Origin of the sequence: Pseudomonas sp. NPDC087336, assembly GCF_044744285.1 — a bacterium.
GTDB lineage: Bacteria > Pseudomonadota > Gammaproteobacteria > Pseudomonadales > Pseudomonadaceae > Aquipseudomonas.
Window position 1 is genome coordinate 45,550 of the sequence record NZ_JBIUYA010000009.1, and the last position, 25,014, is coordinate 70,563.

Below are 25,014 nucleotides of genomic sequence, written 5' to 3' on the forward strand. Positions count from 1 at the left end.
GTTACCTTCATGTCCATCGAAAGTTCTAACGTGCAATCGCGCGGCGCTACAGTGTTGTCCGAAGAAAATAGAGGTGTATATGGCGCACTGTTCGGCAAGATCAATCTCAGCCCGGTCGACACACTAAGTAGTATCGAAGTGTTTCAGAATACCGAGGCACTGTCCGAAGTGTCGGCCGATGAGCGAGTGACGGCGGCAGTCAGTGTGTTTCTCAAGCTACTCGGGCAGTCTTCGCAGAAAGTCGAGCGCCTGGATAAAGTCCTGCTTGATGATCACATTGCCTCACTGGATGCGCAAATCAGCCGGCAACTCGATGCCGTGATGCATCACCCGGATTTCCAGCGCGTCGAGTCAACCTGGCGCGGGGTCAAATCCCTGGTCGACCAGACCGATTTTCGCCAGAACGTGCGCATCGAATTGCTGGATATCAGCAAGGATCATCTGGTCCAGGACTTCGACGATGCACCGGAAATCGCTCAAAGCGGCCTCTACGTGCATACCTATACCCAGGAGTACGACACACCGGGCGGCGAGCCGATTGCCGCGGCTATTTCCAACTACGAGTTCGATCGCAGCCCGCAGGACATCGCCCTGCTGCGCAACATTTCCAAAGTCGCCGCGGCCGCGCACATGCCGTTCATCGGCACCGTTGGCCCGGCCTTCTTCGGCAAGCGCTCGATGGAAGAAGTGGCCGCCATCAAGGACATCGGCAACTACTTTGACCGTGCCGAATACCTGAAATGGAAGGCGTTCCGCGACAGTGACGACGCCCGCTACATCGGCCTGGTCATGCCCCGAGTCCTCGGGCGCCTGCCTTATGGCCCGGACACTGTCCCGGTGCGCAGCTTCAACTACATCGAGAGCGTCAAGGGCCCCGACCACGACAAGTACCTGTGGACCAGCGCCTCGTTCGCCTTCGCCGCCAACATGGTCAAGAGCTTCATCGCCAACGGCTGGTGCGTGCAGATCCGCGGGCCGCAGTCGGGCGGCGCGGTCACTGAATTGCCGATCCACCTGTACGACCTTGGCACCGGCAACCAGGTGAAGATCCCTTCGGAAGTCATGATCCCGGAGACCCGCGAATTCGAATTCGCCGACCTCGGTTTCATCCCGCTGTCGTATTACAAGAACCGTGACTACGCGTGCTTCTTCTCGGCCAACTCAACCCAGAAAGCGGCCCTGTATGACACCGCCGATGCGACCGCCAACAGTCGGATCAATTCGCGCTTGCCCTACATTTTCCTGCTGTCGCGCATTGCCCATTACCTCAAGCTGATCCAGCGCGAAAACATCGGCACCACCAAGGACCGGCGGTTGCTGGAACTGGAACTGAACAAGTGGATCGGCGGGCTGGTGACCGAAATGACCGACCCGGGCGACGACTTGCAGGCCTCGCATCCGCTACGTGACGCCAAGGTGACCGTGGAAGACATCGAAGACAACCCGGGCTTCTTCCGCGTCAAGCTGTATGCGGTGCCGCACTTCCAGGTCGAAGGCATGGACGTCAATCTGTCGCTGGTGTCGCAGATGCCCAAGCGTAAGGCCGATAATATTCGCGGGGAATCCAGGTCTTGAAAATCGACCGTCCCGTATGGTCTGCGGGGGCACTGCTGTGCCCCCAGCAGTTCCAGCAACAGGCTCGCTGGGAAGCCTGGTCCAACGAACGTCTGGCGCATTTGTCATTGGTGCATCCGTGGGGTGTCCAGGCGGTGGCGTTTGACCTGGAGACTTTGCGATTGGGCAAGCTCAAGGCCACCCGATTGTGCCTGCGCATGCCCGATGGCACCTTGATCGATACCGATCAGGTGGATCGTCTGCCTTCTGCTCTGGAATTGACTCATCTGCTTTCCAGTGAAGTTCAGGACGCTACGGTGCTATTGGCCTTGCCGCTGGAACAGGCCAATGGCAACAACTGCCTGCTTGATACCACCAAGTCCGAGCGACCGACGCGTTATCGTCAGGACTGGCGCAACGTGCAGGATTTGTACGATGGCGAGGCGCAACAGATCGGCGTGCTCGAACACGTGCTGAGCCTGCGTTTTGCTCACGACGATAACGACGATAACGCCGATTACCTGACCTGCCCGATCGCGCGCCTGATGCGGGACGGGCAGGGCGCGTGGGGCCTTGACAGCGCTTATGTGCCGCCATCGCTCGACTTCGCGGCTCACCCGGGATTGCTGGCTCAGCTGGATAATCTGCTGATCCAGTTGGCCGCCAAACGTCAACGGCTGATGGGCATGCGTCGTGAAAGTAACCAGCGCATGGCCGATTTTGCCGTGGCCGATGTGTCACTGTTCTGGCTGCTCAACGCCTTGAACACCTACCAGCCGATTCTGGTTGATCTCAAGACCCACCCGGCACGGCATCCCGAGCAGGTCTATCGGGAGCTGGCGAAGTTGGCCGGCAGCCTGCTGACCTTTTCCCTGGAACACGATATCGAGCAGATTCCGCCTTACCGGCATGAGCATCTGGAAAACGTTTTCCCCCCACTGTTGCGGCTGATTTCCACCTTGCTGGAGGCCAGCCTGCCTTCGCGTGTCATCGCCCTGGAGCTTGCGGAGGACGGCGCCAACCGGTGGAAGGTCAGCCTCAATGATCCACGTCTGCGTGAGCATGAAGGTGCTGATTTCTATCTGTCGGTGCGTTGCCGCTTGCCGGCAGCACAGGTGCAGAGCCAGTTCCCGCGCTTGTGCAAGATCGGTACGCCGGATGAAGTCGATCACCTGATCAACGCCGCGCTCGACGGTGTGCCGTTGCAGTCACTCAGCCATGTCCCGGCTGCCATTCCGCTGCGACTGGAGAACCAGTATTTCGCCCTCGATCTCGACCATGCCAAGGGGCAGGCGGTGTTGGCTGCAGGGGTTTGCGCCTTCTACGTCCCGAGCACGCTGGCCGAGGTGAAACTTGAACTGTTTGCGGTGTTGCGCACATGAACCTGAAAGCCTCAAGAAAACCAGCCGCACTGGCGGTGGATATCGACGCGTTGCTGCAGGACAGCTACCTGCTGGTGGTGGAACTGTGCCAGGGGGCATCGGCGCACGATGGCCAAACCCTGAAGGACCATTGCGTAAAGCAGGTCGAACATGTTCGCCAGATGCTCGAGCACGCCGGCCTGAGCCCGCGCAGCATTGATCACATCAGCCATGCCCAGTGCGCCTTGCTTGATGAAACCGTACTGCGTGTCGATAAGCAGGCTCGCGATGCCTGGACGAAAGAGCCCTTGCAAGCGAAGTTCTTCAGTCGCCACCAGGCGGGCGAGTTCCTGTATGAAGACATGCGCGAAGTCTTGCGCGAGCCCGTCCCGGATCCATTGGTGCTGACGGCGTTCCATCGGGTACTGATGCTGGGCTTCCAGGGGCGCTACCGCGATGCCGACGACCCTGAGCGCGAACAGTTGCTGAGCGCGTTCCATGCGCAGGTCGCACCTTTGGCGCTCAGCCAGACGCCGGCGACAAAAGTGAAGACCGGACAGGGACTGCGTATCGCGCTGTGGCCGCGCTCGCCACTGGCTCATGGTCTGCTTGTGGGTTTGCTTTTTGTCGGCCTGTGGTGGGGGCTTGACCAACTGTTGGCCAATCTCCTCAACTCGGTTTTGCCCGGTGAGGTCTGAGGTGAGGCCGATGACGCTGGCGCAGATGCGTGGTCTCTGGTTGTGGGCGGGCGCGCTGTCACTGGCGTTGCTGATAGTCGTTCCATTGGCCTGGGGCCTGCGGGCAGTGGCTGTGCTGGTGGTTGTGTGCGTCACGGTCCTGGCCTGGAATCGGCTCGGGCGACGTGCAACGTCAATGTGCGCATCATTGACCCTGGCCGAGAATACATCGCTGCCCCCGGCAGCCTATCGTCATCCGGTGGTGCTGGTCTGTGGCGATGGCCTGACGGGGTTGTTCGGTGATACTCCCGTGGAACAACTGGCATTGCGCACAACCCGCCAGGGTTGCTATGTGCGGGTCCCCGAGCTTGAGCAGTTGCCTGCGATCACCGCCAGCCTGGTGACGCTGCGCCCTGAGTGGACTGGGCAGCTCAGCGTCATGTTCATCGTCAATCCGGGCCAACACGTCGACAGCGCCGTGTTGGCTGGAAATGTGCGTGCATTGCGCTATCAGCTCGGCATCGTTCGAAAGGGCGACGTTGCGCTGCCGCTACTGTTGACCAGCTATGTGCAAGCCTCGACCGCAGAAGGCCCCTGGTTCAGTTGGGAGGCCGGTGAAGTCAGCCCCAGGGTGCGCGAGGCAGGAACCTGCACCAGCCTGGGCGACTGGCAAAGGCAGTCTTCAGACAGCGCAACGCGCTCAGCCCGGGTGCATACCAGCGTGAAGCTGAACAGTGTCGTGGCATGGCTGGACAACGCGGTAATGCCCCACCTGGCCCCCCGTGATGTGCGCGATCCCGACAGCCTGCCGAGGGTCTGTGCCATCACCTTCGTACCGGCGCTAGCGCATTCAGTCGCGGGCAACCTGTGGCAGCAATGGCTGCGCAACAAGGTTGCACTGCATGACGTCAGGCTGGCGCAGCCAGGGCAGGGCACGTCAATGCCATTCCCCGATCCCTTGTTGGCGCTGATGCCCACGCAGACTCAACGCGCCCCATTGCGCCGCGCGAGCGTCATCGCGTTGTGGATGTTCGCCATTGCCGGGACAACGGCCCTGGCCAGCTCGGCCTGGCAGAACACCCTGCTGGTCCGCCAGGTCAGTGACGACCTGCGTCGTTACCACGCCATTCCCGTGTCAGGACAACCCGATCGGCCTGAATTCATCCTGCGCGAGCAGGCACTTACGGTGCTGCGCGAGGATGCCCTGCGCCTGGACAGCTACTACCGACACGGCGCTCCCCTGTCGCTGGGACTGGGTCTTTACAGGGGTGAGCGATTGCGCATCAGGCTGCAGTCGACGATTGCCGGTCACCGTCATCCGTCGCTGGTCCCAAGGCTTGCGGGCAATCCAAAGCCGGTGCGCCTGGACAGCCTGTCGCTGTTCAGTACCGGCAGCGCCCAACTCAAGCCTGGCTCGACCAAGGTACTGATCAATGCCCTGGTCGACATCAGGGCCCAGCCTGGCTGGCTCATCGTGATCAGTGGCCATACCGATGCCACTGGCAGCGCCGAGCAAAACCTGCAGTTGTCCCGGGCCCGGGCGGCCGCCGTGCACGACTGGATGCAGCGCATGGGCGGTATCCCCGCCAGTTGTTTTGCGGTGCAGGGCTTCGGTGCCAGCCAGCCCATCGCCAGCAATGACAACGAGGCCGGACGCAGCGCCAATCGCCGAGTCGATATTCGTCTGGTACCGGAGCCGGGAGCCTGCGTGTTCCCCGCTACGGGGCCGGATTTGCAACCCCCTGTCGCATAACGCGGCATTCATGTTCAGAGAGAAGGAGCTTCACATGGCAATTCCCGTTTACCTGTGGCTGAAAAATGACGGCGGCGCCGACATCAAGGGTTCGGTGGATGTTCAAGGGCGTGAGGGCAGCATCGAAGTGCTGGCCCAGGATCATGGCCTGACCATTCCTACTGACAACAACACCGGCAAGCTGACAGGCACACGGATTCACACTCCGTTCATGTTCACCAAGGAAATCGATGCCGCCAGCGTCTATCTGCTCAAGGGCGCATCCCTGGGTCAGACCTTCAAGAGCGCCGAGTTCAAGTGGTATCGCATCAATGACGCAGGCCAGGAGGTCGTTTACTACACCGTTCTGCTCGAGAACGTAAAGGTCGTAAGCGTCGTGACGAAAAGGCGATGCCCTGGGGCGCGCTGAGCAGGACTACCTGGGCCTGCAGTGCGTCGATTCGTTCATTCATAAGGGCCCACTGCGCCTGCACATGGGCGGGATCAGCGTGGGCTGCCTGGGCGTCGGTGGACATGCCTTGCAGTTGCTCGCCAGCCTGTTGCAAGCGGCCCAGTGCGGCCTGCATGTCCAGCACCTGGCCCTGGGCTTTGGGCTGCACATCGGCGCTGATAAACACGCCCTTGCCGCCACGTATAGCGCCATGCCCATCGGTCCTCAGCTCAAACCCTTCCCCCCGCTTCTGCTTCTGCGCATCCACCAGATGCCCCAGATTCAGCTGGCTCTTGCCACTGTGCTCGGTGCTGAGCTTGACGTGCTCTTCCCCACGGTTGTCCTCCATGCGCAGCTTGTTGTTCGCCGGGGTGCGCAGCACGTTGCGTTTGTAGTTGCGCAGGGTCACGTGGTCCGGATGGTCACTGTCGTGCAGGGCGTGGGCGATGTAGGGGCGGTCGGGGTCGCCTTGTTCGAAGGCGATGGCCACTTCGGTGCCGCAGATCAGCGGCAGGTGCAGGCCATGGGTGTCGCCGGCGTAGAGGCGCGCCTGGCGGAGCCACATGCTTTCCTGGCCAAGCTTCCAGGGGTCGCGATCGAACAGGAAGTTGACCTTGTAGCGGCCTTCGAGGTCGATTTCGGCGTAGGGATCGTTGGCTTTGCCGCTGGTGACGCGGGCCGGCAGGGTGCCGGCGATGATCGGTTTGGGCGGGACCGGCGGGCGGAAGCAGACCATTTCCGCGTAGGGGATGGCCTCGAAGTGCACTTCGATGCTGCGGTCGCGGGCGGCGCGGGTGTGCAGGCCGGTGATCACCGCGCCGGGGGTAAAGGCCTGGGGCGCGCCGGCGATTTTCAGCACCTGGCCCGGCGCCAGGGTGGCGCTGCTGCTGGCACCGCGCAGGTGGGTCTGGTCGTTGAGGTAGCGTTCGTGGCGCAGGCGGGCGTAGAAAAAACCGCTTTCGCTTTGCAGGTCTTCGTCCTGATCGAGGCGATCGCCGAGCACGCGGTAGGGTTCGGCGTAGTGGTAGGCCTCGCCGTAGGTGGTGGTCGTGGTGCCGCGGGTCTGGTCGACTTCGCCATCGAGCCGGGCCCGGGCGTCGCGGTGGTGATAGGCACGGAAATTTATGGATTTTTCCACCACCTGATGACGGGTCTGCAGATCCCAAACACCGTCCTCGCCGCTGGCGAAGCCGGCCGGTGCACGCAACGGCAGCTTTACGCCGAACTGGTAGTGGCGCTGGTCGTCGTGGAACTCGACGACGTCGATCTGCAGGCGGTCATCGTGGCTGAAGCAGTACCAGATGCCGACCTCGGCCAGCAGCCGTTCGATGAACGCCAGGTCGCTTTCGCCGTATTGCATGACCTGCTCGCGACGGGGGTATTCGCGCACCAGCTGGAACAGGAAATGCTGGCCGAGAAAGTCATGGCGGCTGCGCAGGATGTGCTCGACGATCTCCGGCACCGACTGATGCTGGTACAGGCGGTACTGGCGGCCACGTGCGAGCAGCGCCAGGCGCGGTTGCAGGGTGATTTCGTAGCGGGCTTCGTCGCGGGAGCTGGACAGGCGCTGGAAGCGGTTGACCATGCCGTACAGGCTGCGCAACGGCTTGTACTCGGGCGCTGGCAGGCCTGGGTAAGGTGGCTTGGGCGGCAGGGGGTACAGGCTGAAACTGGCGTCCTTGTTGAGCATCTGCTCGGCGCTGAGGTCCTGCTCGGTGCAGGTGAATTCGATACGGTAGGTGAAGGGTTGGCTCAGGTGTTCTTCGCCCTCGAACGCCAGGACGTCGAAGACGGCGTCGAACCAGCGGATGGCGAATTTGTGGCGGGTGTGGTTGAAGAAGATGCGTGGCTGGGTGCTCATGTTCGAGCCTCCTTGGCGACGCTTGGCATCGATTCCTGTGTGTCGATGAACTGCAGCGTGATGCCTTCATCGTCGCTGTAACCCAGGGTCACCCCCAGGGCTTGCCGATGGGTCGCCTGGCGCTGCAGCAGTTGCTGGCTGAGCACCGGCAGGATCTGTTGGTTGAGCAGGCTGTCGATGTTGCGCGCGCCGGTATCGGGCAGCAGGCAGGCGGCAACCAGGGCCTGGTTGAGTGCGTTGTCGATCTGGCAGGTCAGGCCGTAGTGGCGTTGCAGGCGCGTAGCGACCCGGGCGAGTTTTTGCGCGACGATGCGCTGCAGTGCGTCGACTTGCAGCGGGCGGTAGATCAGGGTCTGGAAGCGGGCGAGCAAGGCCGGCTGGAAGTGTTCGCGCAACAGTGGCCGCAACAGCTCCTGCAGGGTGCTGTCCGCTGCTTCAGGATGTTCATGCAGGCAGGCTTGCAGTTCATCGCTGCCCAGGTTCGAGGTCATGAGAATGACGGTGTTGCGAAAATCGATTTCGCGCCCCTCGCCATCGCGCATGAAGCCGCGATCGAAGACCTGGTAGAACAGATTGAGTACGTCGCGGTGAGCCTTTTCCACTTCGTCGAGCAATACGACGCTGTAGGGGCGTCGGCGTACCGCTTCGGTGAGCACGCCACCCTGGCCGTAACCGACATAGCCCGGTGGCGAACCTTTGAGCTGGCTGACGGTATGGGCTTCCTGGTACTCGGAGAGATTGAGGGTAATCAGCGACTGCCCACCACCGAACAGGCAGTCGGCCAGCGCCAGGGCGGTTTCCGTCTTGCCGACGCCGCTGGTACCGACCAGCAGGAACACACCCAACGGTGCCTGCTCCTCGGTCAGGCCGGTTTTGGCCGCGCGCAGGCGCTGGGCCAGTGCTCCCAGGGCATGATCCTGGCCGACGACACGATCACTCAACTGCCGCTCCAGTGCCAACAGGCTGGCCTGCTCGTCCTTGAGCAGACTGCCCAGCGGCACGCCGGTCCAGTCGGCAATCACTTCAGCCACACTGCGCGGGTTGAGCAGCGGACAGCACCTGCAACTGGCGGCGCAGGAGAACCTGATGCTCAACGCCGGCGGCCAGGCTGATCTCAGCGTGGTCAAGCGCTTGTTCATGGGTGTGGGCCAGGGATTGAGCCTGTTCGTGCGCAAGCTGGGGATCAAGCTGTTTGCCAACCACGGGCCGATCTCCGTGCAGGCGCAGAACGGCACCCTGGAACTGCTGGCTCGCCTCGGGTTGTCGATTACCAGCACCGAAGACGAAATCCATATCACCGCGAAAAAGAAAATCGCCCTCAACGGCGGCGGCAGCTACCTCAACCTGGATGCGGGCGGCATCGAATCGGGTACGGCGGGCGACCACAAGGTCAAGGCTGCGAGTCACGAGTTCAACCTGGCCGCCAGCGAGCCCTTTCCTCTGCCTGAACTGCCCGGCTCAGTGTGCAAGGACTGCCTGAAAAGAGCCCAGGCCGCAGCGCAGGGCTTCGTGCTCAGGGAGACTCAAGCATGACGATCACTCAACCCGGTTCCTGGATCGGTTTGCTGGAGGCCTCGTGCGCGAAAGCGTCAATCACCTGCCTGGACATCATCATCGACCAGGCAGGCAGCAATGCCCCATTGCTTCCAAGTGTGGTCAGTGTGCAGCCATCACTGACCTGGTACTCGTTGTTCACCGGGCTGCCGGAAGCCGGGGCCGAAGAACTGGCTCCGTTGCTGGTGCGCGTTGACCTGGCGCAGCCGCTGCAGCGGCAGTGGCTCAAGGGGTTGATGCATGACTTGCAGGGGCGCTCGCAACTGCTGGCGCTCGCTTCCCATTGGCCTTTCCAGGCCTTGGCCGAGCACCTGGGGCGCTGTCTTGAAGCACGCAATGGCGGCTATCCGGGGTTGCTGCGCTATCACGATCCGCGTCTGTTCCCGCTGCTGTTCAGTCATGTGTTGCAAGCCGATCAGCAACAGCCGTGGCTGCGTCCAGCGGTGTTCTGGAGCTGGCTCGATCGCGATGGTATTCCCCAGCACTTTCCAGGGGCTCCCGATACGCCCGAAAGCGTCGCCATGTTGAGTCCCATCGAGCTGAGCGACAGCCAGGTAGACACCCTCGGTTGTGCCAGTGATGCCACGTTGGCCATGAACAACCTGCGTCATGCACTGCCTTGCGAGCGGAGCGCCGAACAGCATTTTCAAGCCTGCTACGGCGCCATGCTCGAAGCCACTCAGGCTGGATTGCTGCTGATGCCCGAACGCGAAGCTTTCACCCTCGACAAGTTGCGCAACGCCTGAGTGCCTCGACCCCGCAAAGACAGGAGCCGAATTTCATGCCCATACCTGCAGTAAACAACGTAATCGTTGCCATGCTCATCGATCTGACTGCCTCCGTATTCGCGCAGGACATCCAGGCCGGCACCCTTGAGGCCATCAACCACACCCACTGGGCCATCAATCATTTCAGTGTCGATGGCCGTTCGGGGATCGACATTATCGGACCTTACCAGGGTGGCGGGGGAGGTTGCTGCTATATAGCCCCGCAACGCTGGCAACCGGGGATGACGGTGCGTGTGGATTGGGAGACGGGGGTGGCATATCCCGATGGCTTCCCCGGCTTTGCGGATGAGATCAAGTACGAGGTCTGGGCGGAAGAAATAAGAGCTCAAAAGCGCCAACACAGCAAAGTCGTACCAGTCCCTGCCCGGATCGGCACATGGGTTGATGAGTGCCATGGCCGACACCCTGGCCAAGTACGAGCCGAGGGCGGCCACGATTGGCATCGAGTTGTTGCCCCAGACCCGACCGGGGCATCTGGAGTACAGCCTCGAGGTGCAACTCAAAGGGGGGCGGCGAGTGACCTTCGGCACCACCCTGGCGCCGGGCGGCAATGTCCTGGTGCGTCACTTGAAGCGCCAGCACTACCTGTCGATGTCGGGACTTGTTTAATCAAAGGAATGCGCGATGACAGCGTTGTTTGAAATGCGAATCAGGCTCGGCGGCGATCCAGGGACCTTCAGTGAGTTCAAGGCGCTGCGCGAAGAACTGGCCAGACTGAGTCATCCGGCCTGCCCGGATGTGGATTGGACCAAGGTGGAGCAGTTGTGCCTGGCGTTGTTCCAGCACAACGGTGCGGAGTTGCAAACGGCCGCGGCGTTCGCGCTGGCCCGTAGTCACCGTCATGGCCTGGAGGGCATGGCTCAGGGGATCGCGCTAATCGAGGCGCTGGTCTGCGAATGGCCGACCCTGTGGCCCGCCATGGAGCCGGCGCGCCTGGACATCCTGGCCTGGCTGTTCGCGCGCCTGCAGCCCCTGTTGCGTAGCCTGGAGCTGCAACACTGGAGTCTGCCTGCCATTGCCCAATTGGGCGCTGGGCTGGAGCGGCTGCATGCACGACTGGGTCAAGAGGGGCAGCCCCCGCCGGGCTCATTGCAAGCCCTGCGCCAGCAAGTCGATAGCCTGCTGCAGCGACTGGCGCAGAGGAGCCACGCCCAGAGCCACGGGCAAACCAACGGGCTGTTTGACGCGGTGGCGCTGTCGACGAGACTGCCGCAACCGCCCCCAGTGATGCCGGTGGTGATCCTGCCGACGCCGCCGATGCCTGTGGTGCTGGCGGACGGTCAGCAGAAAAAGAGGCATCATGTTGTCCTTGGCTGTTCGCGGCCGCCGCGACAATTACCTTGGCTGCGGGTGTCTTTTGGACGACCTGGCTGGCGAACCCGGACAAGGAGGGCGTTAAACGCCTCACCCATGTCTTTCAGACGCCACCCGTGGTGCCCGAGCCCGTGCGTCTGGACAGCCTGTCCCTGTTCGCTCCCGGCAGCGCCGAACTCAAGTCCGGCTCGACCAAAGTCCTTATCAGCGCCCTGGTCGACATCAAGGCACAACCTGACTGGTTGATCGTCATCGCCGGGCACAGCGATGCCAAGGGCAATGCCGAGCAGAACCTGCAGCTGTCCCACGCTCGCGCCTCGGCCGTGCGCGGCTGGATGCAGCGAATGGGCGATATCCCCGACAGTTGCTTCGCGGTCCAGGGTTTTGCCGACAGCCAGCCTATCGCCAGCAACGACAGCGAAGCCGGCCGCGCGGCCAACCGTCGTGTCGATATCCATCTGGTGCCTCAAGCAGGCGCCTGTGGGAAACCGAGCGAGCGGGCGGCGTCATAGCAACCATTCATTTGCTCGATACCCATCATTAAAGAATGCAAGTTCTGTTTTTCCGCCAAGGGAGGAAGATAGCGCCATACCGATCTCGCCATTGAAGGAATAAGCGCGATGAGAATCTCGACCCTGCTGGCCTTTGTCGCCGTGTTCAGTGCTGGCGTGGCGGCCACCGCACCGGCGGTTGCCGCTGATGCGGCCTGCCGCTTCCTGCCGATTGCCGACAGCGCTGTGCCTTTGCAACACACGCAGAAGGTGGCGGTGCTCTTCAGCGAGAATACCCTCAACACGCAGCAATATCTCGAGCGCTATCACGCCGTGGCGGTGAAGGGGGCGCAGAACCCCGGGCTGGACTCACGGATCAGCCAGGCGTTCGTCGACAGCTCCGATCCGCAGCGGGCGATTGGCTGGCTGATGACGTCGTTGCAGAAGGAGTTCGCGGCGGTGACTGTCTACGACAACCTCGATGCGGCGCTGCAGGCTCATCCGGACGTGGTGGTGATGCTCGACACCTACAGTCGCCTGGTGTCCAAACGCAATGATCAGGTTGAGGCGCGGTTCATGGCCAGGTTCTACGATTCGAACCTGCAATACATCGGCCAGGCGCAAGGTTCACGTGCCGAGCAGATGCCCTCGGTGTGGGTACATGGCAAGGCGGCGCCGCAGATTGCCGCGCAGATCAACCAGCAAACCGTGTTGCAAGTGAACGCGTTAAAACAGTTCGATGCGTCGCTGAAGACGCTGGTAACGGCCGGTCGAGTCGATCACGTTGCGAGCAACTGATCCACTACCAGCCTTTCACACCGCTCATATCCGGCAGCTTGTGCGCAATGCCCTTGTGGCAGTCGATGCAGGTGGCCTCGCCGTTGGCCAGTGAGGTCGAATGCATGGCTGCCGCCCGTTTGCCCTGGCGGGTAAAGTCCATGAACTCGAAGTTGTGGCAGTTGCGGCATTCGCGTGAGTCGTTGGCCTTGAGCCTGGCCCATTCGTGTTCTGCCAGTTCACGGCGCAAGTTGAGGAATTTGTCGCGGGTGTCGATGGTGCCGAACAGCTTGCCCCAGACTTCCTTCGAGGCCTGCATCTTGCGCGCGATCTTGTGGGTCCATTCATGGGGCACGTGACAGTCCGGACAGCTGGCGCGCACGCCGGACCGGTTGGTGTAGTGGATGGTGTCCTGCAGTTCGACAAACACGTTGTCGCGCATCTCGTGGCAGGAAATGCAGAACTTTTCGGTGTTCGTCAGCTCCAGTGCGGTGTTGAAACCGCCCCAGAAAATGATCCCGGCGATAAAGCCGCCCAGCGTCAGAAACCCCAGGCTGAAATAAACGCTCGGCCGACAGAGGATGCCCCAGTAGTCCTTAAGCAGGGCGAACAGTGCTTTCATGGCGCCTCCTCAACGTTTCTGCGCGGCGTTGGCGTCGTCTTGCAGGATCTTGTCGATGGTCTCGAAGCTGTTGCCCACCAGCGGCAGCACATCTTTTTGCGGCACATGGCACTGGTTGCAGAAATAGCGACGTGGTGAGACCGCCGCCAGCGCCTGGCCGTCGCGGTCCATGTAGTGGGTGATGCTGATCATTGTCGCCTGGCTGCGGGGACTGTTGGCCCGGCTGTGGCAAGACAGGCACTTGTTGCCGTTCTTGTCGATCTGATAACCGCGAATGCTGTGGGGAATAGTCGGCGGCTGGTCAGGGTAGTTGCGCTCGCGCTTGAGGTCCTTGTTTTCGTCGTCGGCCAGGGGCGGCGCAGGGGCGTTTTGCGTCAGGGTGCCGCCGGGCCGGCGTCCGTCAGGGCCCGGTGCATCGAGGGGGTAATCAACCTCAGCGGCAATTACCGCGCCGATCACGGCGAGCAGGAACAACGGCAGGATGCGAAAAGTCATGACGGTTCTCCTCAAGCCACGCTGATCAACTCGATGCGGATCGCGCATTTCTTGTAGTCGGTCTGCTTGGAGATCGGGTCGGTGGCGTCGAGCGTGACCTTGTTGATCAGCTTGTTGGCATCGAAAAACGGCACGAACACCAGGCCGCGCGGCGGTTTGTTGCGCCCGCGGGTTTCGATGCGGGCGCGAATTTCGCCGCGGCGGCTGATCAGCTTCACCTCACTGCCACGGCGTGCATTCATGGCCTTGGCGTCCTCGGGGTGCATGTAGACCAGTGCGTCCGGCACGGCCTTGTACAGTTCTTCCACCCGTTGGGTCATGGTGCCCGTATGCCAGTGCTCAAGGACCCGGCCGGTGCTCAGCCAGAACGGGTAGTCGGCATCCGGGGCTTCGGCCGGTGGCTCGTAGGGCAGGGCGAAGATGATCGCCTTTTTGTCCGGGTAGCCGTAGAACTGCACTTCGCTGCCGGTTTCCACGTAGGGGTCGAGTCCCTCGCGGTAGCGCCAGCGGGTTTCCTTGCCGTCGACCACCGGCCAGCGCAGGCCGCGTTCGCTGTGGTAACGATCGAAGGCCGCGAGGTCATGGCCATGACCGCGACCGAACTGCGCGTACTCTTCGAACAGGCCTTTTTGCAGGTAGAAACCAAAGGCCTTGGCTTCATCGTTCTTGTAGCCGGTCTCGATCTGCTCGACGGGAAAGTCGTCGACCTGGCCGTTCTTGAACAACACCTCGAACAGGGTTTTGCCCTTGTACTCCGGGGCTTTGGCCAGTAACTCCGCGGGCCAGGTTTCATCGGTCTTGAAGCGCTTGGAAAACTCCACCAATTGCCACAAATCAGACTTGGCGTCCCCCGGTGCGCTGACCAGCTGATGCCAGAACTGTGTGCGGCGCTCGGCATTGCCGAAGGCGCCTTCCTTTTCCACCCACATGGCGCTGGGCAGGATCAGGTCGGCGGCCTGGGCGGAAACGGTGGGGTAGACGTCCGAGACGATCACGAAGTTGTCCGGGTTGCGCCAGCCCGGCAATACTTCCTGCATGATGTTGGGCCCGGCCTGCATGTTGTTGCTGGCCTGGGTCCAGTACACGTTGAGTACACCGTCCTTGAGCATGCGGCTTTGCTGTACCGCATGAAAGCCGACCTTCTCCTGAATGGTGCCGGCAGGCAGCTTCCAGATTTTTTCCGCGGTGGCGCGATGCTTGGGGTTGGTCACCACCAGGTCGGCAGGCAGGCGGTGGGAGAACGTCCCGACCTCGCGGGCGGTGCCACAGGCCGACGGTTGGCCGGTCAACGAGAAAGGGCTGTTGCCCGGTTCGCTGATCTTGCCCGTGAGCAAATGGATGTTGTAGATCAGGTTGTTGGCCCAGACTCCGCGGGTGTGCTGGTTGAAGCCCATGGTCCAGAACGACACGACCTTGCGATTGGGATCGGCATAGAGTTCGGCCAGCGCCTTGATGCGTTCAGGCGCCACCCCGGTCTCCTTGGCGGTGCGTTCCAGGGTGTAGGGTTTGACGAACGCGGCGAACTGCTCGAAGGACATGTCCGTCCAGGTATTGGCCTTGTCGGCATTCTTGGCCTGTTTTTCCAGCGGGTCATCCGCACGCAGGCCGTAGCCGATATCGTCGGCGCCCTTGGCGAAGCGCGTGTGCTTGCTGATGAAATCCTGATTGACCGCGCCGCTTTCAATGATGTGGTTGGCGATGTAGTTGAGGATCAACAGGTCGGTTTGCGGCTTGAACACCATGGGGATGTCGGCCAGTTCGAAGCTGCGGTGTTCGAAGGTCGACAACACCGCGACTTTCACGTGCGGATAGCTCAGGCGCCGGTCGGTGACCCGGCTCCACAGGATCGGGTGCATCTCCGCCATGTTCGAGCCCCACAACACAAAGGCGTCTGTGGCTTCGATGTCGTCGTAGCAACCCATCGGTTCATCCGCGCCAAAGGTGCGCATGAAACCCATCACCGCCGAGGCCATGCAATGACGGGCATTGGGGTCGATGTTATTGCTGCGAAAGCCGGCTTTCATCAGCTTGTTGGCGGCGTAGCCTTCCCACACCGTCCATTGTCCCGAGCCGAACATGCCGACCGATTCGGGCCCCTTGTTTTTCAGGGCCTGCTTGAATTTTTCTTCCATGATGTCGAAGGCCTTGTCCCAACTGATCGGCTGGAACTCACCCTGCTTGTCGTACTGGCCGTTTTTCATGCGCAGCAGTGGCTGGGTCAGGCGGTCGACGCCGTACATGATCTTGGACAGAAAATAGCCCTTCACACAGTTCAATCCGCGATTGACCTCGGCCTTGACGTCGCCATGGGTGGCGACCACCCTGTTGTCCCGAGTCGCGACCATCACGCTGCAACCGGTGCCGCAAAAACGGCAGGGCGCCTTGTTCCAGTCCAGGGTGACCATGTCCGCTTCGGTGACCAGGTTGCTGGCAGTGGTGAATATCGGCAGGCCAGCCGCGGAGGCTGCAATGGCGGCGGCCTGGGCCTTGACGAATGCTCGGCGTGACATGCTCATTGGCTGTCTCCCGCGGAATCGAGAATTTCGTGATAGATCAGCGCAGCGTTGAGTACGCCCGGCAGATTGTTGATTTGATCGATGCGTTGCAGGATCTGGTTTTCGTGTACGGCCTCAAGGACGACCACCAGTTTCCCGGCGGCACTTTCCTGATGTAATTCCACGCCGTCCAATAGACGCAGGTTGGCTTTGACCGCGTCGAACAGTTCAGGTCGGGCAAGTACCACAAGGCTGGCTATATGCAGGGCTTCGTCCATGGGCGACTCCAACAGGCTCTAATCGAGGGCTTTTAGTTGGGCGGCCCGGGCGGGCCGTAGAGCATTTGGAAAAACCAGATAATGAAACCGTAACCGCCGACGATAGCGACCGAAAGTAGCGGAAAAAGGCAGACAACAAGAAACAGGAACAGCCGCATTTCCTTGCGCCGCTGCGGTTTTTGCTCTTGAGTCAATGACATGGAGTGCGCTCCAGCCGAACGTGCAGTCAGACTAGATCACGGCGTTTTGAAGGGTTAACTGACGGCGGCATTTATCGACCGGCGGTGGCCAATCTGCATGGGTATGAAGTCACCGGTTATAACGCTTGCCGTCGTTACAGCGTTGAGTTTGCGGCGAGTTGATTAGTTTTCTTATTTGATAATTGTTCAAACTGATTATTCGTTCATACCATCTATGGCCGATAAGCGTTTTACCACTTCGGCTTCGACAGCCCCTTCATTGCCGGTCGCGCACCAGCGTCAAGGCTGCCGCCGCGAGCACGGTTTAGCTGAAGCTCCACCAGGGCACCATTGCATCCGGCTGTTCAGGCGTGAGGAGAGTGCCGTTCGATACAAGGGCGAAAAGCATGGGACGACTCTGGATGGAAAGAGAGCGCGCTGACGCGAATCAGGTGTGCACCAACGCGATGGTGAATGAAACCACAATCATGCAGGCAAAGGCGAAATTTAGATTCATGTCGTTTCCATCCGTGACAGGGGTGATGGCGCTCATCTTGAACAGGTCCGGCGCAAATAAAAAATTCGGCTTGGTGATTTGAAAGATCGAAGGAATTGATAGCTGGCTCGCGAGTTGTGTATTGAGTCACTGAAATCCAACTGTGGGGGCGAGCAGGTTCCCACAGTTGGAATCTGGCCGTCGCACTATCAGCGCAGTCGCTCCAGCATCTGGTAGTACCACATGCCCGCTGCCAGCATCGGGTTGCCGAGCAGGTCACCCATGGGCACGCGGATGTGTTGGCAGGCGGCGAAGGTGTCGAAGTGTTCCAGCTGCCCGGTGATTGCCCGGCCCATGATTTCGCCCATGATGTGGGTGGTGGCGATGCCGTGCCCGGAGTAGCCCTGGCAGTACCAGACGTTGTCCGAGAGCTTGCCCAGTTGCGGGATCCGGTTGATCACGATGCCCATCGCGCAGCTCCACTGGTAATCGATGGCCACGCCTTTGAGTGCCGGGAAGGTCTGTTCGATGCACGGGCGCAACTCGGCGGCGATGTCGCGCGAATCCTTGCCGCTGTAGTTGGCGCCGCCGCCGAACAACAGTCGACCGTCGGCGGTCAGGCGGTAGTAGTCGAGCACGAAGCGGCAATCGTAGACGGCGAGGTCTTCAGGGTTGATCTGCCTGGCCAGGTCTCCCAGTGGCGCAGTGGTGACGATGCCGCCCATGGCCGGGAAGATCTTGCCCTTGAGCTTGCCCGGTTCCAGTTTGTGGTAGACGTCACCCGCCAGCAGGACCTGATTGGCGTCGATACGGCCGTGGGCGGTGCGAACACCCGGCTTGTCGCCGTGAATGATCTCCAGCACTTCGCTGTTTTCGAAGATCAACGCACCCAGGCTTCGCGCCGCCCGGGCTTCACCGATGCACAGGTTGAGCGGGTGCAGGTGCATGTTGCGCGTGTTCTTGATCGCGCCGTGGTATAGATCGCTCTGCAGCAGGTCGCGTACCTGGCTGCGGTCGAGCAGGCTGACGTCATCGCCCATGCCACGGCGCAGCGCTTCGTCATAGTCCTTGCGCAAACCGTCCATGTGGCTCGGCTTGTACGCTGCGTGCAGGTGACCGTGCTTGAGGTCGCAGGCGATGCCGTATTTCGCAACCCGTTGCTCGATGATCTGGTGCCCGCGCCAGCGCAGGTGCCAGATGAAATCGTCGACTTCATCACCGAGGGTGCGGCGCATCTGTTTACGCATGGCTTCGTCGCCGGAAAGGCTGCCGGTGACCTGGCCGCCGTTACGCCCGGTGGCGCCCCAACCGATCTTGTGGCTTTCGACGATGGCGACCTTCAGGCCTTTCTCCACCAGTTCGACCGCGGTGGCGACGCCGGTGAAGCCGCCGCCGATGATCACCACGTCGACGCGGTGCTGGCCTTGCAGGGTTGGGTAATCGGTTTCGTGGTTGAGGGTGGCGGTGTAGTAGGAATTGCAGCGTTGTTGAGTCATGTCGGTGTCCAGGCAAAACGTGGGAGATTAGCGCGAACCCTGTAGGAGCGAGCTTGCTCGCGAAAGAGCGGTGTCAGTCAACATCAATGTTGAATGACATACCGCCTTCGCGAGCAAGCTCGCTCCTGCAGTGGGATTGCGTGTGGTTGACCTGCAGCTCACGCCTCAGTCAAATACCAACGCCAATCCTGCTCACCCACTTCAGCCATGAACTGCCGATACTCGGCACGCTTGACCGCCAGATACACTCCCAGAAATTCCTGCCCCAACGCATCCCGCGCCCACGCCGAATTTTCCAGCGCCGTCAATGACGTCAGCCAGTCGGTCGGCAGCAGTTGCGTGGCCTGCGCGTAGCCATTGCCTTGCACCGGTTCGCCCGGATCGAGGTTCTCGCTGATGCCGCGATGGATACCCGCCAGGATCGCCGCCGCGGCCAGGTACGGGTTGGCATCAGCGCCGCAGATGCGGTGTTCGATGTGGCGGCTGTTGGCCGGGCCGCCGGGAACACGCAGGCTGACGGTGCGGTTGTCGACGCCCCAGGTCGGGGCCAGCGGCGCATAGCTGTTGGCCTGGAAACGCCGGTAGGAGTTGGCATTGGGGCAGAACAGCAGCAGCGAATCGAGCAGCGACGCCAGCATGCCGCCGATGGCCGTGCGCAGCAGCGGGGTGCCGGCCGGATCCTCGGACGCGAACAGGTTGCGACCTTCGGCATCGGCGATGCTGACGTGCATGTGCATGCCGGTGCCTGCCAGATGATCGAAGGGTTTGGCCATGAACGTCGCCTGCATGCCGTGCTGGTGGGCCACGGCTTTGACCAGGCGTTTGTACCGCACGGCCTGATCCATCGCCTGCAAGGCATCGCCGTGTTCCAGGGTGATTTCCACTTGCCCCGGAGCGTATTCGGAAATCGCCGTGCGCGCCGGGATGCCATGGAGTTTGCACGCGGCATAGAGGTCGGCGAGGAAGGGTTCGATCTGCTCCAGCTCACGCAGGCCGTAGACCTGGGTGTGTCGCGGTCGACCGCCGTCGGCGTCCAGCGCCGGTTGCGGGCGACCGTTGTGGTCGCGCTTGGCGTCCAGCAAATAGAACTCCAGCTCGCACGCCATCACCGGGTGGTAACCCTCGGCCTGCAAACGCTCGATAACCTTGATCAGCAGGTGCCGTGGGTCAGCGATGCTCGCCGGCATACCTTCCTGCGGATGCATGCTGACCTGCACCGCCGCCGTCGGAATCTGCCGCCACGGCAAACGCACCAGACTGCCTTCGAGCGGATAGGCGCGGCAGTCGATGTCGCCCACCTCCCAGACCAGACCGGAGTTCTCGACGTCATCGCCTTGCAGGGTCAGGCCGAGGATGGTGCTGGGCAGCGGGCGCCCGCTTTCATACACCGCCAGCAGTTCCTCGCGGTGCAACAGCTTGCCGCGCGGCACGCCGTTGGCATCGAGAATGAACAGCTCGATCATGTCGATATCAGGGTTGTTCGCCAGAAAGTTTTGGGCGTCTTCAAGGGCTGCGAATTTCATGGTTCGTCACTCACGTGGGCGTCCCGCGGACGCACGGATTCAGGCCAGGGCGCGACGACGGACAAAGATCCGCCGCGGGCTGGCAGCGATAGCAAAAAGGACGGGGGCTCGACGAATCGCGGACGCGATCAGGCGAGCAGGGTGCTATCCGGCGGGCGTGCGGAGTGACGCAGTTTTGAGCGGCGCAGGGCCATGGGCAGGTTGACGATGCGTTTCATGAGGCAATGCCAGGAAAACGTCGGTGGCAGATGGCAAGCCATCCGGGGGTGTCTGGATACTAGGGGTGAATGTGCCGTCTGTAAATGTCTGTTTTAGCGAAGGAGGTGCACCCCCAGCCCGATCAGCCCGCAGCCGATCAACACTTCGATCACCCCGCGCTTGAAGCGAAACAACGCAATCGCCGCTGCCACCGCGATCAGCAGCGAAGGCCAATCCAGCTGACCGCCGAAGCCTTTGGGCCACAGTACGTGATAGGCAAAGAAGCACGCCAGGTTAACGATCACGCCGACGACTGCGGCGGTAATCGCGGTCAGCGGCGCGGTGAATTTGAGTTCATTGTGCGTCGACTCCACCAGCGGACCACCGGCGAGAATGAACAGGAACGAAGGCAGGAAGGTGAACCAGGTCACCAGCATGGCGGCGACGGCACCGGCGACGAAGGCCTGGTCGGGCCCGAACACCTGCTGCACGTAGCCGCCGAGGAAACCGACGAAGGCGACCACCATGATCAGTGGCCCTGGTGTGGTTTCGCCGAGCGCCAGGCCATCGATCATCTGCGTCGGCGTCAGCCATGCATAGTGGCCGACCGCGCCCTGGTATACATACGGCAGCACTGCGTAGGCACCGCCGAAGGTCAGCAGCGCCGCCTTGGTAAAGAACCAGCCCATCTGAGTCAGCGTGCCTTCCCAGCCGAACAGGGCGGTGAGGGTGGCCATCGGCAGCGTCCACAACACCGCGCCAATCAGGGCCAGGCGCAGCAGTTTCCAGCTGTTGAAACGGGCATGTTCGGGTGTCGGTGTGTCGTCGTCGATCACGGCGGTGCCGAAGGATTTCTGCGCGGCGCCGTGGCCACCGGTGCGAAACTTTTCGGGGGCCAGGCGCCCACCGAAGTAGCCGATGATGGCCGCTCCCAGAACGATCAGGGGAAAGGGCACGTTGAGGGCGAAGATGGCCACGAATGACGCGGCGGCGATGCCCCACATCCAGCTGTTTTTCAATGCCCGGGAGCCGATCCGATGCGCCGCCTGCAGCACAATGGCGGTCACTGCCGGCTTGATCCCGTAAAACAACCCGGCCACCACCGGCACTTCGCCAAAGGCGATGTACACCCAGGAAAAGGCAATCAGGATGAACAGCGACGGCAGCACGAACAGCGCGCCGGCAATCACGCCGCCCCAGGTCCGGTGCATCAACCAGCCGATGTAGGTCGCCAGTTGCTGGGCCTCGGGGCCGGGCAGCAACATGCAATAGTTGAGCGCATGCAGAAAGCGCCGCTCGGAGATCCAGCGCCGGCGCTCGACCAGTTCCTGATGCATCATCGAAATCTGCCCGGCCGGCCCGCCGAAGCTGATGAAGCCGAGCTTGAGCCAGAAGCGGAACGCTTCTCGCAGGCTGATTGCAGCAGGCTTTGCGGGTTCTGGCTGGCTGTTCGGGGCAGGCGTGAGACTCAAGCGAATGTTCCTTGCAGGGGCGCTTTGAGCCAGTGACTTTAGCCATGATGCTGCGCTTTGGATACAGGCCTACGCGTGTTTCACCCATCTGGAACAACTCAGGTTGGGTTTGGGTCTGACGATCATGGTTTTCAGCCGCCCGTCATGTTCATGAAGCGAACCACCTGGACATCGTCGTTGACTTCGAAATTGTGCCGATAAGGCTTGAGTTTCATCGCCTCGATGATGGCGTTCTCCAGACGCCCGGGCTGTCCGGGATGGCTGCGCAACAAAGCCTTGAGATCAACGCAATGCTCGTTGCCCAGGCACAGCAGCAGGCGACCCTCGACGGTCAGCCGCACGCGGTTGCAGGTGTCGCAGAAGTTGTGGCTGTGGGGGGAAATGAACCCCAGGCGAATCTGTGGCGCCTCGGCCAGGCGCCAGTAGCGCGAAGGGCCCTGGGTTGACTCGGCGGATTCAATCAAGGTGTAGCGTTCGGCAATTCGTTCACGAACCTGGGCGCTGGAGTAAAACGACTCGGCGCGGCTGTGCTCATCGATGGTGCCCAAGGGCATTTCTTCGATGAAGGAAATATCGAGGTCGCGCTCGATGGCGAAGCTCACCAGATCGTTGATCTCGTGATCATTGCGGCCCTTCATCACTACGCAGTTGAGCTTGGTGTTACGAAATCCAGCCCTGTTGGCAGCGTCGATGCCCTTGATCACCTGCGCCAGGTCGCCGGTGCGGGTCAGTTCGCGAAAGCGTTGCGGGTCCAGGCAGTCGAGGCTGATATTCAGGCGCTTGACCCCAGCGTCGAACAACGGCTCGGCAAGCCTGGCCAACTGCGAGCCATTGGTGGTCATGCACAGCTCGCGCAAGCCGGGCAGGGCGGCGATTTTCTCGCACAGCTGCACAACGCCAGGGCGGATCAGCGGTTCGCCCCCGGTCAGGCGAATCTTGCGCGTGCCCAGTGCGACGAAGCGCTCAGCCACCTGATGGATTTCTTCCAGGGTCAGCACCCGTTGGCGCGGCAGGAACTGCATGTCCTCGGCCATGCAATACACACAGCGGAAATCGCAGCGGTCGGTGACGGACATCCGCAGATAATCCACGCGCCTTGCGAACCCATCGATCAAGACTCGTTCCGACATGACATCCTCGCTGGGTACACAGAGCGTGCGTGATCTTTTTGTAGGCGCCGGCTCACTTCTACAGATGTTGCGCTGAACCGATTCGTTGAACGCAGGCTAAGAGCAACTCGTCACCCCGTCCAATCACTATGGGCAACCGGTTGATCGAGTGCGTCTATGATGGATTCAATTGCTGCTTGGATTGACGTTCAAGGTTTGTAACTCATTCAAGGTGCCGCCGCTGGACCCTAAGGGAAAAGGCGTCCTCAAGTTCGCCTTTGCCGGCAAGCCAGCTGCTACAAAGCCCCGAACATCACCGTCCAGTAGATCCCCGCATCGCTCTTGGGATCAACCGCATACGCCGCGCCCAGATCGCGGAACTGCGGGTTCATCAGGTTGGCGCAATGGCCGGGGCTGGCCAGCCAGCCATCGACCACCTTGCGCACGCTGTCCTGGCCGGCGGCGATGTTTTCGCCGATCTGCTGGAAGTCGTAGCCCGCCAGTTCCGCGCGGTCGCCTGGGGTGCGGCCGTCGCGGTCCTTGTGATCGAAGTAGTTGTTGTTGGCCATGCTGCGCGCCTGGGTTTCGGCGGCGCTCGCCAAAGTGGCGTTCCAGGTCAGCGGCGCGGTGGCGTTGAAGGCTTGCGCGCCGCATTGGCGGGGGCGGCTGCGCGCGATATTGAGTTCGGCCAGCAGTTTTTGCCCTTCGGCCTGCCAGTCTCCCAGGCGTGCGCTCAACAATGGCCGGGCCAGTACGATGCGCCACTCGTGGTCCTGGCGGCTGACGCCAACGTCGACGAATTGCGGGTCGAGCACGATCTGGCAAAAACTTTCCTGGATCGCCTTCATGGCTGAGGGCGCATCACGCGGCCCGGTCAGGCTGATCGCCTGCACGTTCTTCATCGGATACCCGGCAGTGGCCATGGCTTGCTGCAGGTTGCCGACGCTGGCGGCAGACAATACCAGACGCGGGTCGGCCGACAGTGGTGGCAGTTCCGATGACACCTGGCCGGCACAACGCTGCAATTGGGCGCGGTAGACGTTGATCGACTCGATCAGTTGCGACTCTTCGCTTGCCAGCGCGGTGGCGGCAAACAGAAGTCCCAGTGAAAACCCGGCAAGGCGCAGGGTGGATGATAGGAAATGCATGGAAATCCTCCTTGAGCTGACTGTGCCCATGATGCGCGAAATGCCCCCCTTGAGCGCAATGCCTTTTTCCGGGATGTCGCATCCGATGTGCAATCATTTCGATACTACACTGAAGCGATACTGCCTACAGAGTAGTGCCCAACCATGCGCCACGACTGGATAGCCACCTGCCTCGCCCTGACCCTGCTCGCTGTCCCGGCATTCGCCACTGACCAGGAACAAAAACAAAAAGTTGCCGAAGACAAGGCCGAGGTGCTGGAGCAGAAGGCCGCGCAAGACAGCAACCCCGCGGCGGCGCCCAAGTCTCAAGCCATTACCCAGCCTGAGGTCCAGGCCGTGGACCCGGTGGGCAAGGCGCCGCTGGATGACGCCATCACCTGTCTCGCCCGTTCGATCTACTGGGAGGCCAAAGGCAAGGACGCGGCCGACATGGAAGCGGTGGCCAATGTGGTCATGAACCGCCTTGGCCATGAGGGTTTTCCCGATACCGTATGCGGCGTGGTCAAGGAGGGCTCGCAGACCAAAAGCTGCCAGTTCTCGTGGTGGTGCGACGGCCGTTCCGACTCCGTGCAGGAAGAGGTGCCTTACGCGATGGCCAAAGAAATCGCGCGCAAGGCGTTGAACAAGCAATTGCCGGATCGCACAAAGGGGGCGCTGTATTTTCATGACCGCACGGTGAAGCCGGATTGGGCCAAGGAGTACACCAATACGGCCAACATCGGCTTGTTCAAGTTTTACAAACCCCATGGCGCAGATGCGAAGTAGTCGCTTTTATGCGGGAAAACCCTTGAAATTCATCAAGGCCAGCGAAACTGCAATATTTCTGTTTTACAAGCTTCATGACGGAGCAACGCGTTAGAAATGTCATGAGCGGAAACAGAACATGAAGCAAGCGTGGTTTTTCAGCAGTCATTCGGCACCGCCAGCTGCGCCTTCTCGGGTG

Annotated in this window: 20 protein-coding genes and 6 pseudogenes; 13 read left to right on the forward strand and 13 right to left on the reverse strand. The window is 61.4% G+C overall.

The genetic code is table 11. The features are described 5' to 3' along the window. Positions 1 to 9 precede the first annotated feature (9 nt). From tssC to ACIO0C_RS11125, 5 genes and pseudogenes are all read left to right on the forward strand, one after another. Positions 10 to 1,575 (forward strand): type VI secretion system contractile sheath large subunit, encoded by a 1,566-nt coding sequence (gene tssC / locus ACIO0C_RS11105; RefSeq protein ID WP_401311559.1) that lies wholly within the window; start codon positions 10 to 12, stop codon positions 1,573 to 1,575. Beyond that, complete coding sequence (gene tssK / locus ACIO0C_RS11110) at positions 1,572 to 2,936, forward strand: type VI secretion system baseplate subunit TssK (protein ID WP_401311561.1); 1,365 nt, start codon at positions 1,572 to 1,574, stop codon at positions 2,934 to 2,936. Before tssC ends, tssK begins: the two co-directional genes overlap by 4 nt. Continuing rightward, a complete protein-coding gene (tssL, locus tag ACIO0C_RS11115) occupies positions 2,933 to 3,613 on the forward strand; it encodes a type VI secretion system protein TssL, short form (protein WP_401311564.1) in 681 nt (226 codons plus the stop codon). Before tssK ends, tssL begins: the two co-directional genes overlap by 4 nt. 10 nt (positions 3,614 to 3,623) lie before the next feature. Continuing rightward, entirely contained in the window at positions 3,624 to 5,345 is a 1,722-nt protein-coding gene (locus tag ACIO0C_RS11120) for an OmpA family protein (RefSeq protein WP_401311567.1), read from the forward strand. Positions 5,346 to 5,379: 34 nt separating this feature from the next. Beyond that, positions 5,380 to 5,730 (forward strand): annotated as a pseudogene (locus ACIO0C_RS11125) (Hcp family type VI secretion system effector); the annotation flags it as partial. A 4-nt stretch (positions 5,731 to 5,734) separates the two neighbouring features. Here ACIO0C_RS11125 and ACIO0C_RS11130 read toward each other — a convergent pair. Both ACIO0C_RS11130 and ACIO0C_RS11135 read right to left on the reverse strand, forming a co-directional pair. After that, a pseudogene (locus ACIO0C_RS11130) lies at positions 5,735 to 7,636 on the reverse strand (type VI secretion system Vgr family protein); the annotation flags it as partial. Next, positions 7,633 to 8,682: pseudogene (locus ACIO0C_RS11135) on the reverse strand (AAA family ATPase); the annotation flags it as partial. The pseudogenes ACIO0C_RS11135 and ACIO0C_RS11130, both read right to left, overlap by 4 nt. A 40-nt stretch (positions 8,683 to 8,722) precedes the next feature. On the opposite strand from ACIO0C_RS11135, the gene ACIO0C_RS11140 reads away from it, so the two are divergent. The 5 genes and pseudogenes from ACIO0C_RS11140 to ACIO0C_RS11160 form a co-directional block, all read left to right on the forward strand. Next, the gene (locus tag ACIO0C_RS11140; protein WP_401311570.1) at positions 8,723 to 9,169 is read left to right on the forward strand and encodes a DUF2345 domain-containing protein; all 447 of its coding nucleotides are present in this window, start codon (positions 8,723 to 8,725) and stop codon (positions 9,167 to 9,169) included. Further along, complete coding sequence (locus ACIO0C_RS11145) at positions 9,166 to 9,936, forward strand: DUF4123 domain-containing protein (protein WP_401311573.1); 771 nt, start codon at positions 9,166 to 9,168, stop codon at positions 9,934 to 9,936. Before ACIO0C_RS11140 ends, ACIO0C_RS11145 begins: the two co-directional genes overlap by 4 nt. Before the next feature lie 71 nt (positions 9,937 to 10,007). Further along, a pseudogene (locus ACIO0C_RS11150) lies at positions 10,008 to 10,352 on the forward strand (DUF3304 domain-containing protein); the annotation flags it as partial. Continuing rightward, positions 10,333 to 10,587: pseudogene (locus ACIO0C_RS11155) on the forward strand (type VI secretion system baseplate subunit TssE); the annotation flags it as partial. The pseudogenes ACIO0C_RS11150 and ACIO0C_RS11155, both read left to right, overlap by 20 nt. A gap of 33 nt (positions 10,588 to 10,620) precedes the next feature. Beyond that, positions 10,621 to 10,872: pseudogene (locus ACIO0C_RS11160) on the forward strand (type VI secretion system ImpA family N-terminal domain-containing protein); the annotation flags it as partial. Between the two features lie 192 nt (positions 10,873 to 11,064). Here ACIO0C_RS11160 and ACIO0C_RS11165 read toward each other — a convergent pair. After that, on the reverse strand, positions 11,065 to 11,277 hold the full coding sequence (locus tag ACIO0C_RS11165) for a hypothetical protein (protein ID WP_401312006.1): 213 nt from the start codon (positions 11,275 to 11,277) through the stop codon (positions 11,065 to 11,067). 41 nt (positions 11,278 to 11,318) lie between these two features. Here ACIO0C_RS11165 and ACIO0C_RS11170 point away from each other — a divergent pair, with 41 nt between their 5' ends. Next, positions 11,319 to 11,804, forward strand: coding sequence for an OmpA family protein (locus ACIO0C_RS11170; RefSeq protein ID WP_401311575.1), 486 nt, complete (start codon positions 11,319 to 11,321; stop codon positions 11,802 to 11,804). Between the two features lie 108 nt (positions 11,805 to 11,912). Then, the gene (locus tag ACIO0C_RS11175) at positions 11,913 to 12,581 is read left to right on the forward strand and encodes an ATPase (protein WP_401311578.1); all 669 of its coding nucleotides are present in this window, start codon (positions 11,913 to 11,915) and stop codon (positions 12,579 to 12,581) included. A 4-nt stretch (positions 12,582 to 12,585) separates the two neighbouring features. On the opposite strand, the gene ACIO0C_RS11180 is transcribed toward ACIO0C_RS11175, so the two are convergent. From ACIO0C_RS11180 to ACIO0C_RS11225, 10 genes are all read right to left on the reverse strand, one after another. Next, positions 12,586 to 13,182, reverse strand: coding sequence for a cytochrome c3 family protein (locus ACIO0C_RS11180; RefSeq protein WP_401311581.1), 597 nt, complete (start codon positions 13,180 to 13,182; stop codon positions 12,586 to 12,588). Positions 13,183 to 13,191: 9 nt separating this feature from the next. Then, positions 13,192 to 13,677, reverse strand: coding sequence for a nitrate reductase cytochrome c-type subunit (locus tag ACIO0C_RS11185; RefSeq protein WP_401311583.1), 486 nt, complete (start codon positions 13,675 to 13,677; stop codon positions 13,192 to 13,194). A gap of 11 nt (positions 13,678 to 13,688) precedes the next feature. Next, positions 13,689 to 16,193 (reverse strand): nitrate reductase catalytic subunit NapA, encoded by a 2,505-nt coding sequence (gene napA, locus ACIO0C_RS11190; RefSeq protein ID WP_401311585.1) that lies wholly within the window; start codon positions 16,191 to 16,193, stop codon positions 13,689 to 13,691. Beyond that, positions 16,190 to 16,450 carry a chaperone NapD gene (locus ACIO0C_RS11195; protein WP_401311588.1) on the reverse strand — a complete coding sequence of 87 codons (261 nt, stop codon included), beginning with the start codon at positions 16,448 to 16,450 and terminating at the stop codon, positions 16,190 to 16,192. The genes napA and ACIO0C_RS11195 overlap by 4 nt, the downstream gene beginning before the upstream one ends. Positions 16,451 to 16,482: 32 nt before the next feature. Next, complete coding sequence (napE, locus tag ACIO0C_RS11200; RefSeq protein ID WP_008059985.1) at positions 16,483 to 16,650, reverse strand: periplasmic nitrate reductase, NapE protein; 168 nt, start codon at positions 16,648 to 16,650, stop codon at positions 16,483 to 16,485. Between the two features lie 684 nt (positions 16,651 to 17,334). Further along, positions 17,335 to 18,621 (reverse strand): NAD(P)/FAD-dependent oxidoreductase, encoded by a 1,287-nt coding sequence (locus tag ACIO0C_RS11205; protein ID WP_401311590.1) that lies wholly within the window; start codon positions 18,619 to 18,621, stop codon positions 17,335 to 17,337. 158 nt (positions 18,622 to 18,779) lie between these two features. After that, the gene (locus ACIO0C_RS11210; protein WP_401311592.1) at positions 18,780 to 20,144 is read right to left on the reverse strand and encodes a glutamine synthetase family protein; all 1,365 of its coding nucleotides are present in this window, start codon (positions 20,142 to 20,144) and stop codon (positions 18,780 to 18,782) included. A 311-nt stretch (positions 20,145 to 20,455) separates the two neighbouring features. Then, complete coding sequence (chrA, locus tag ACIO0C_RS11215; RefSeq protein WP_401311595.1) at positions 20,456 to 21,814, reverse strand: chromate efflux transporter; 1,359 nt, start codon at positions 21,812 to 21,814, stop codon at positions 20,456 to 20,458. Positions 21,815 to 21,945: 131 nt separating this feature from the next. Continuing rightward, positions 21,946 to 22,944 carry a GTP 3',8-cyclase MoaA gene (moaA, locus tag ACIO0C_RS11220; protein WP_401311598.1) on the reverse strand — a complete coding sequence of 333 codons (999 nt, stop codon included), beginning with the start codon at positions 22,942 to 22,944 and terminating at the stop codon, positions 21,946 to 21,948. A gap of 275 nt (positions 22,945 to 23,219) precedes the next feature. Then, a complete protein-coding gene (locus ACIO0C_RS11225) occupies positions 23,220 to 24,071 on the reverse strand; it encodes a CAP domain-containing protein (protein ID WP_401311600.1) in 852 nt (283 codons plus the stop codon). Between the two features lie 144 nt (positions 24,072 to 24,215). Here ACIO0C_RS11225 and ACIO0C_RS11230 point away from each other — a divergent pair, with 144 nt between their 5' ends. Next, entirely contained in the window at positions 24,216 to 24,836 is a 621-nt protein-coding gene (locus ACIO0C_RS11230) for a cell wall hydrolase (RefSeq protein WP_401311603.1), read from the forward strand. The last annotated feature ends 178 nt before the right edge of the window (positions 24,837 to 25,014 follow it).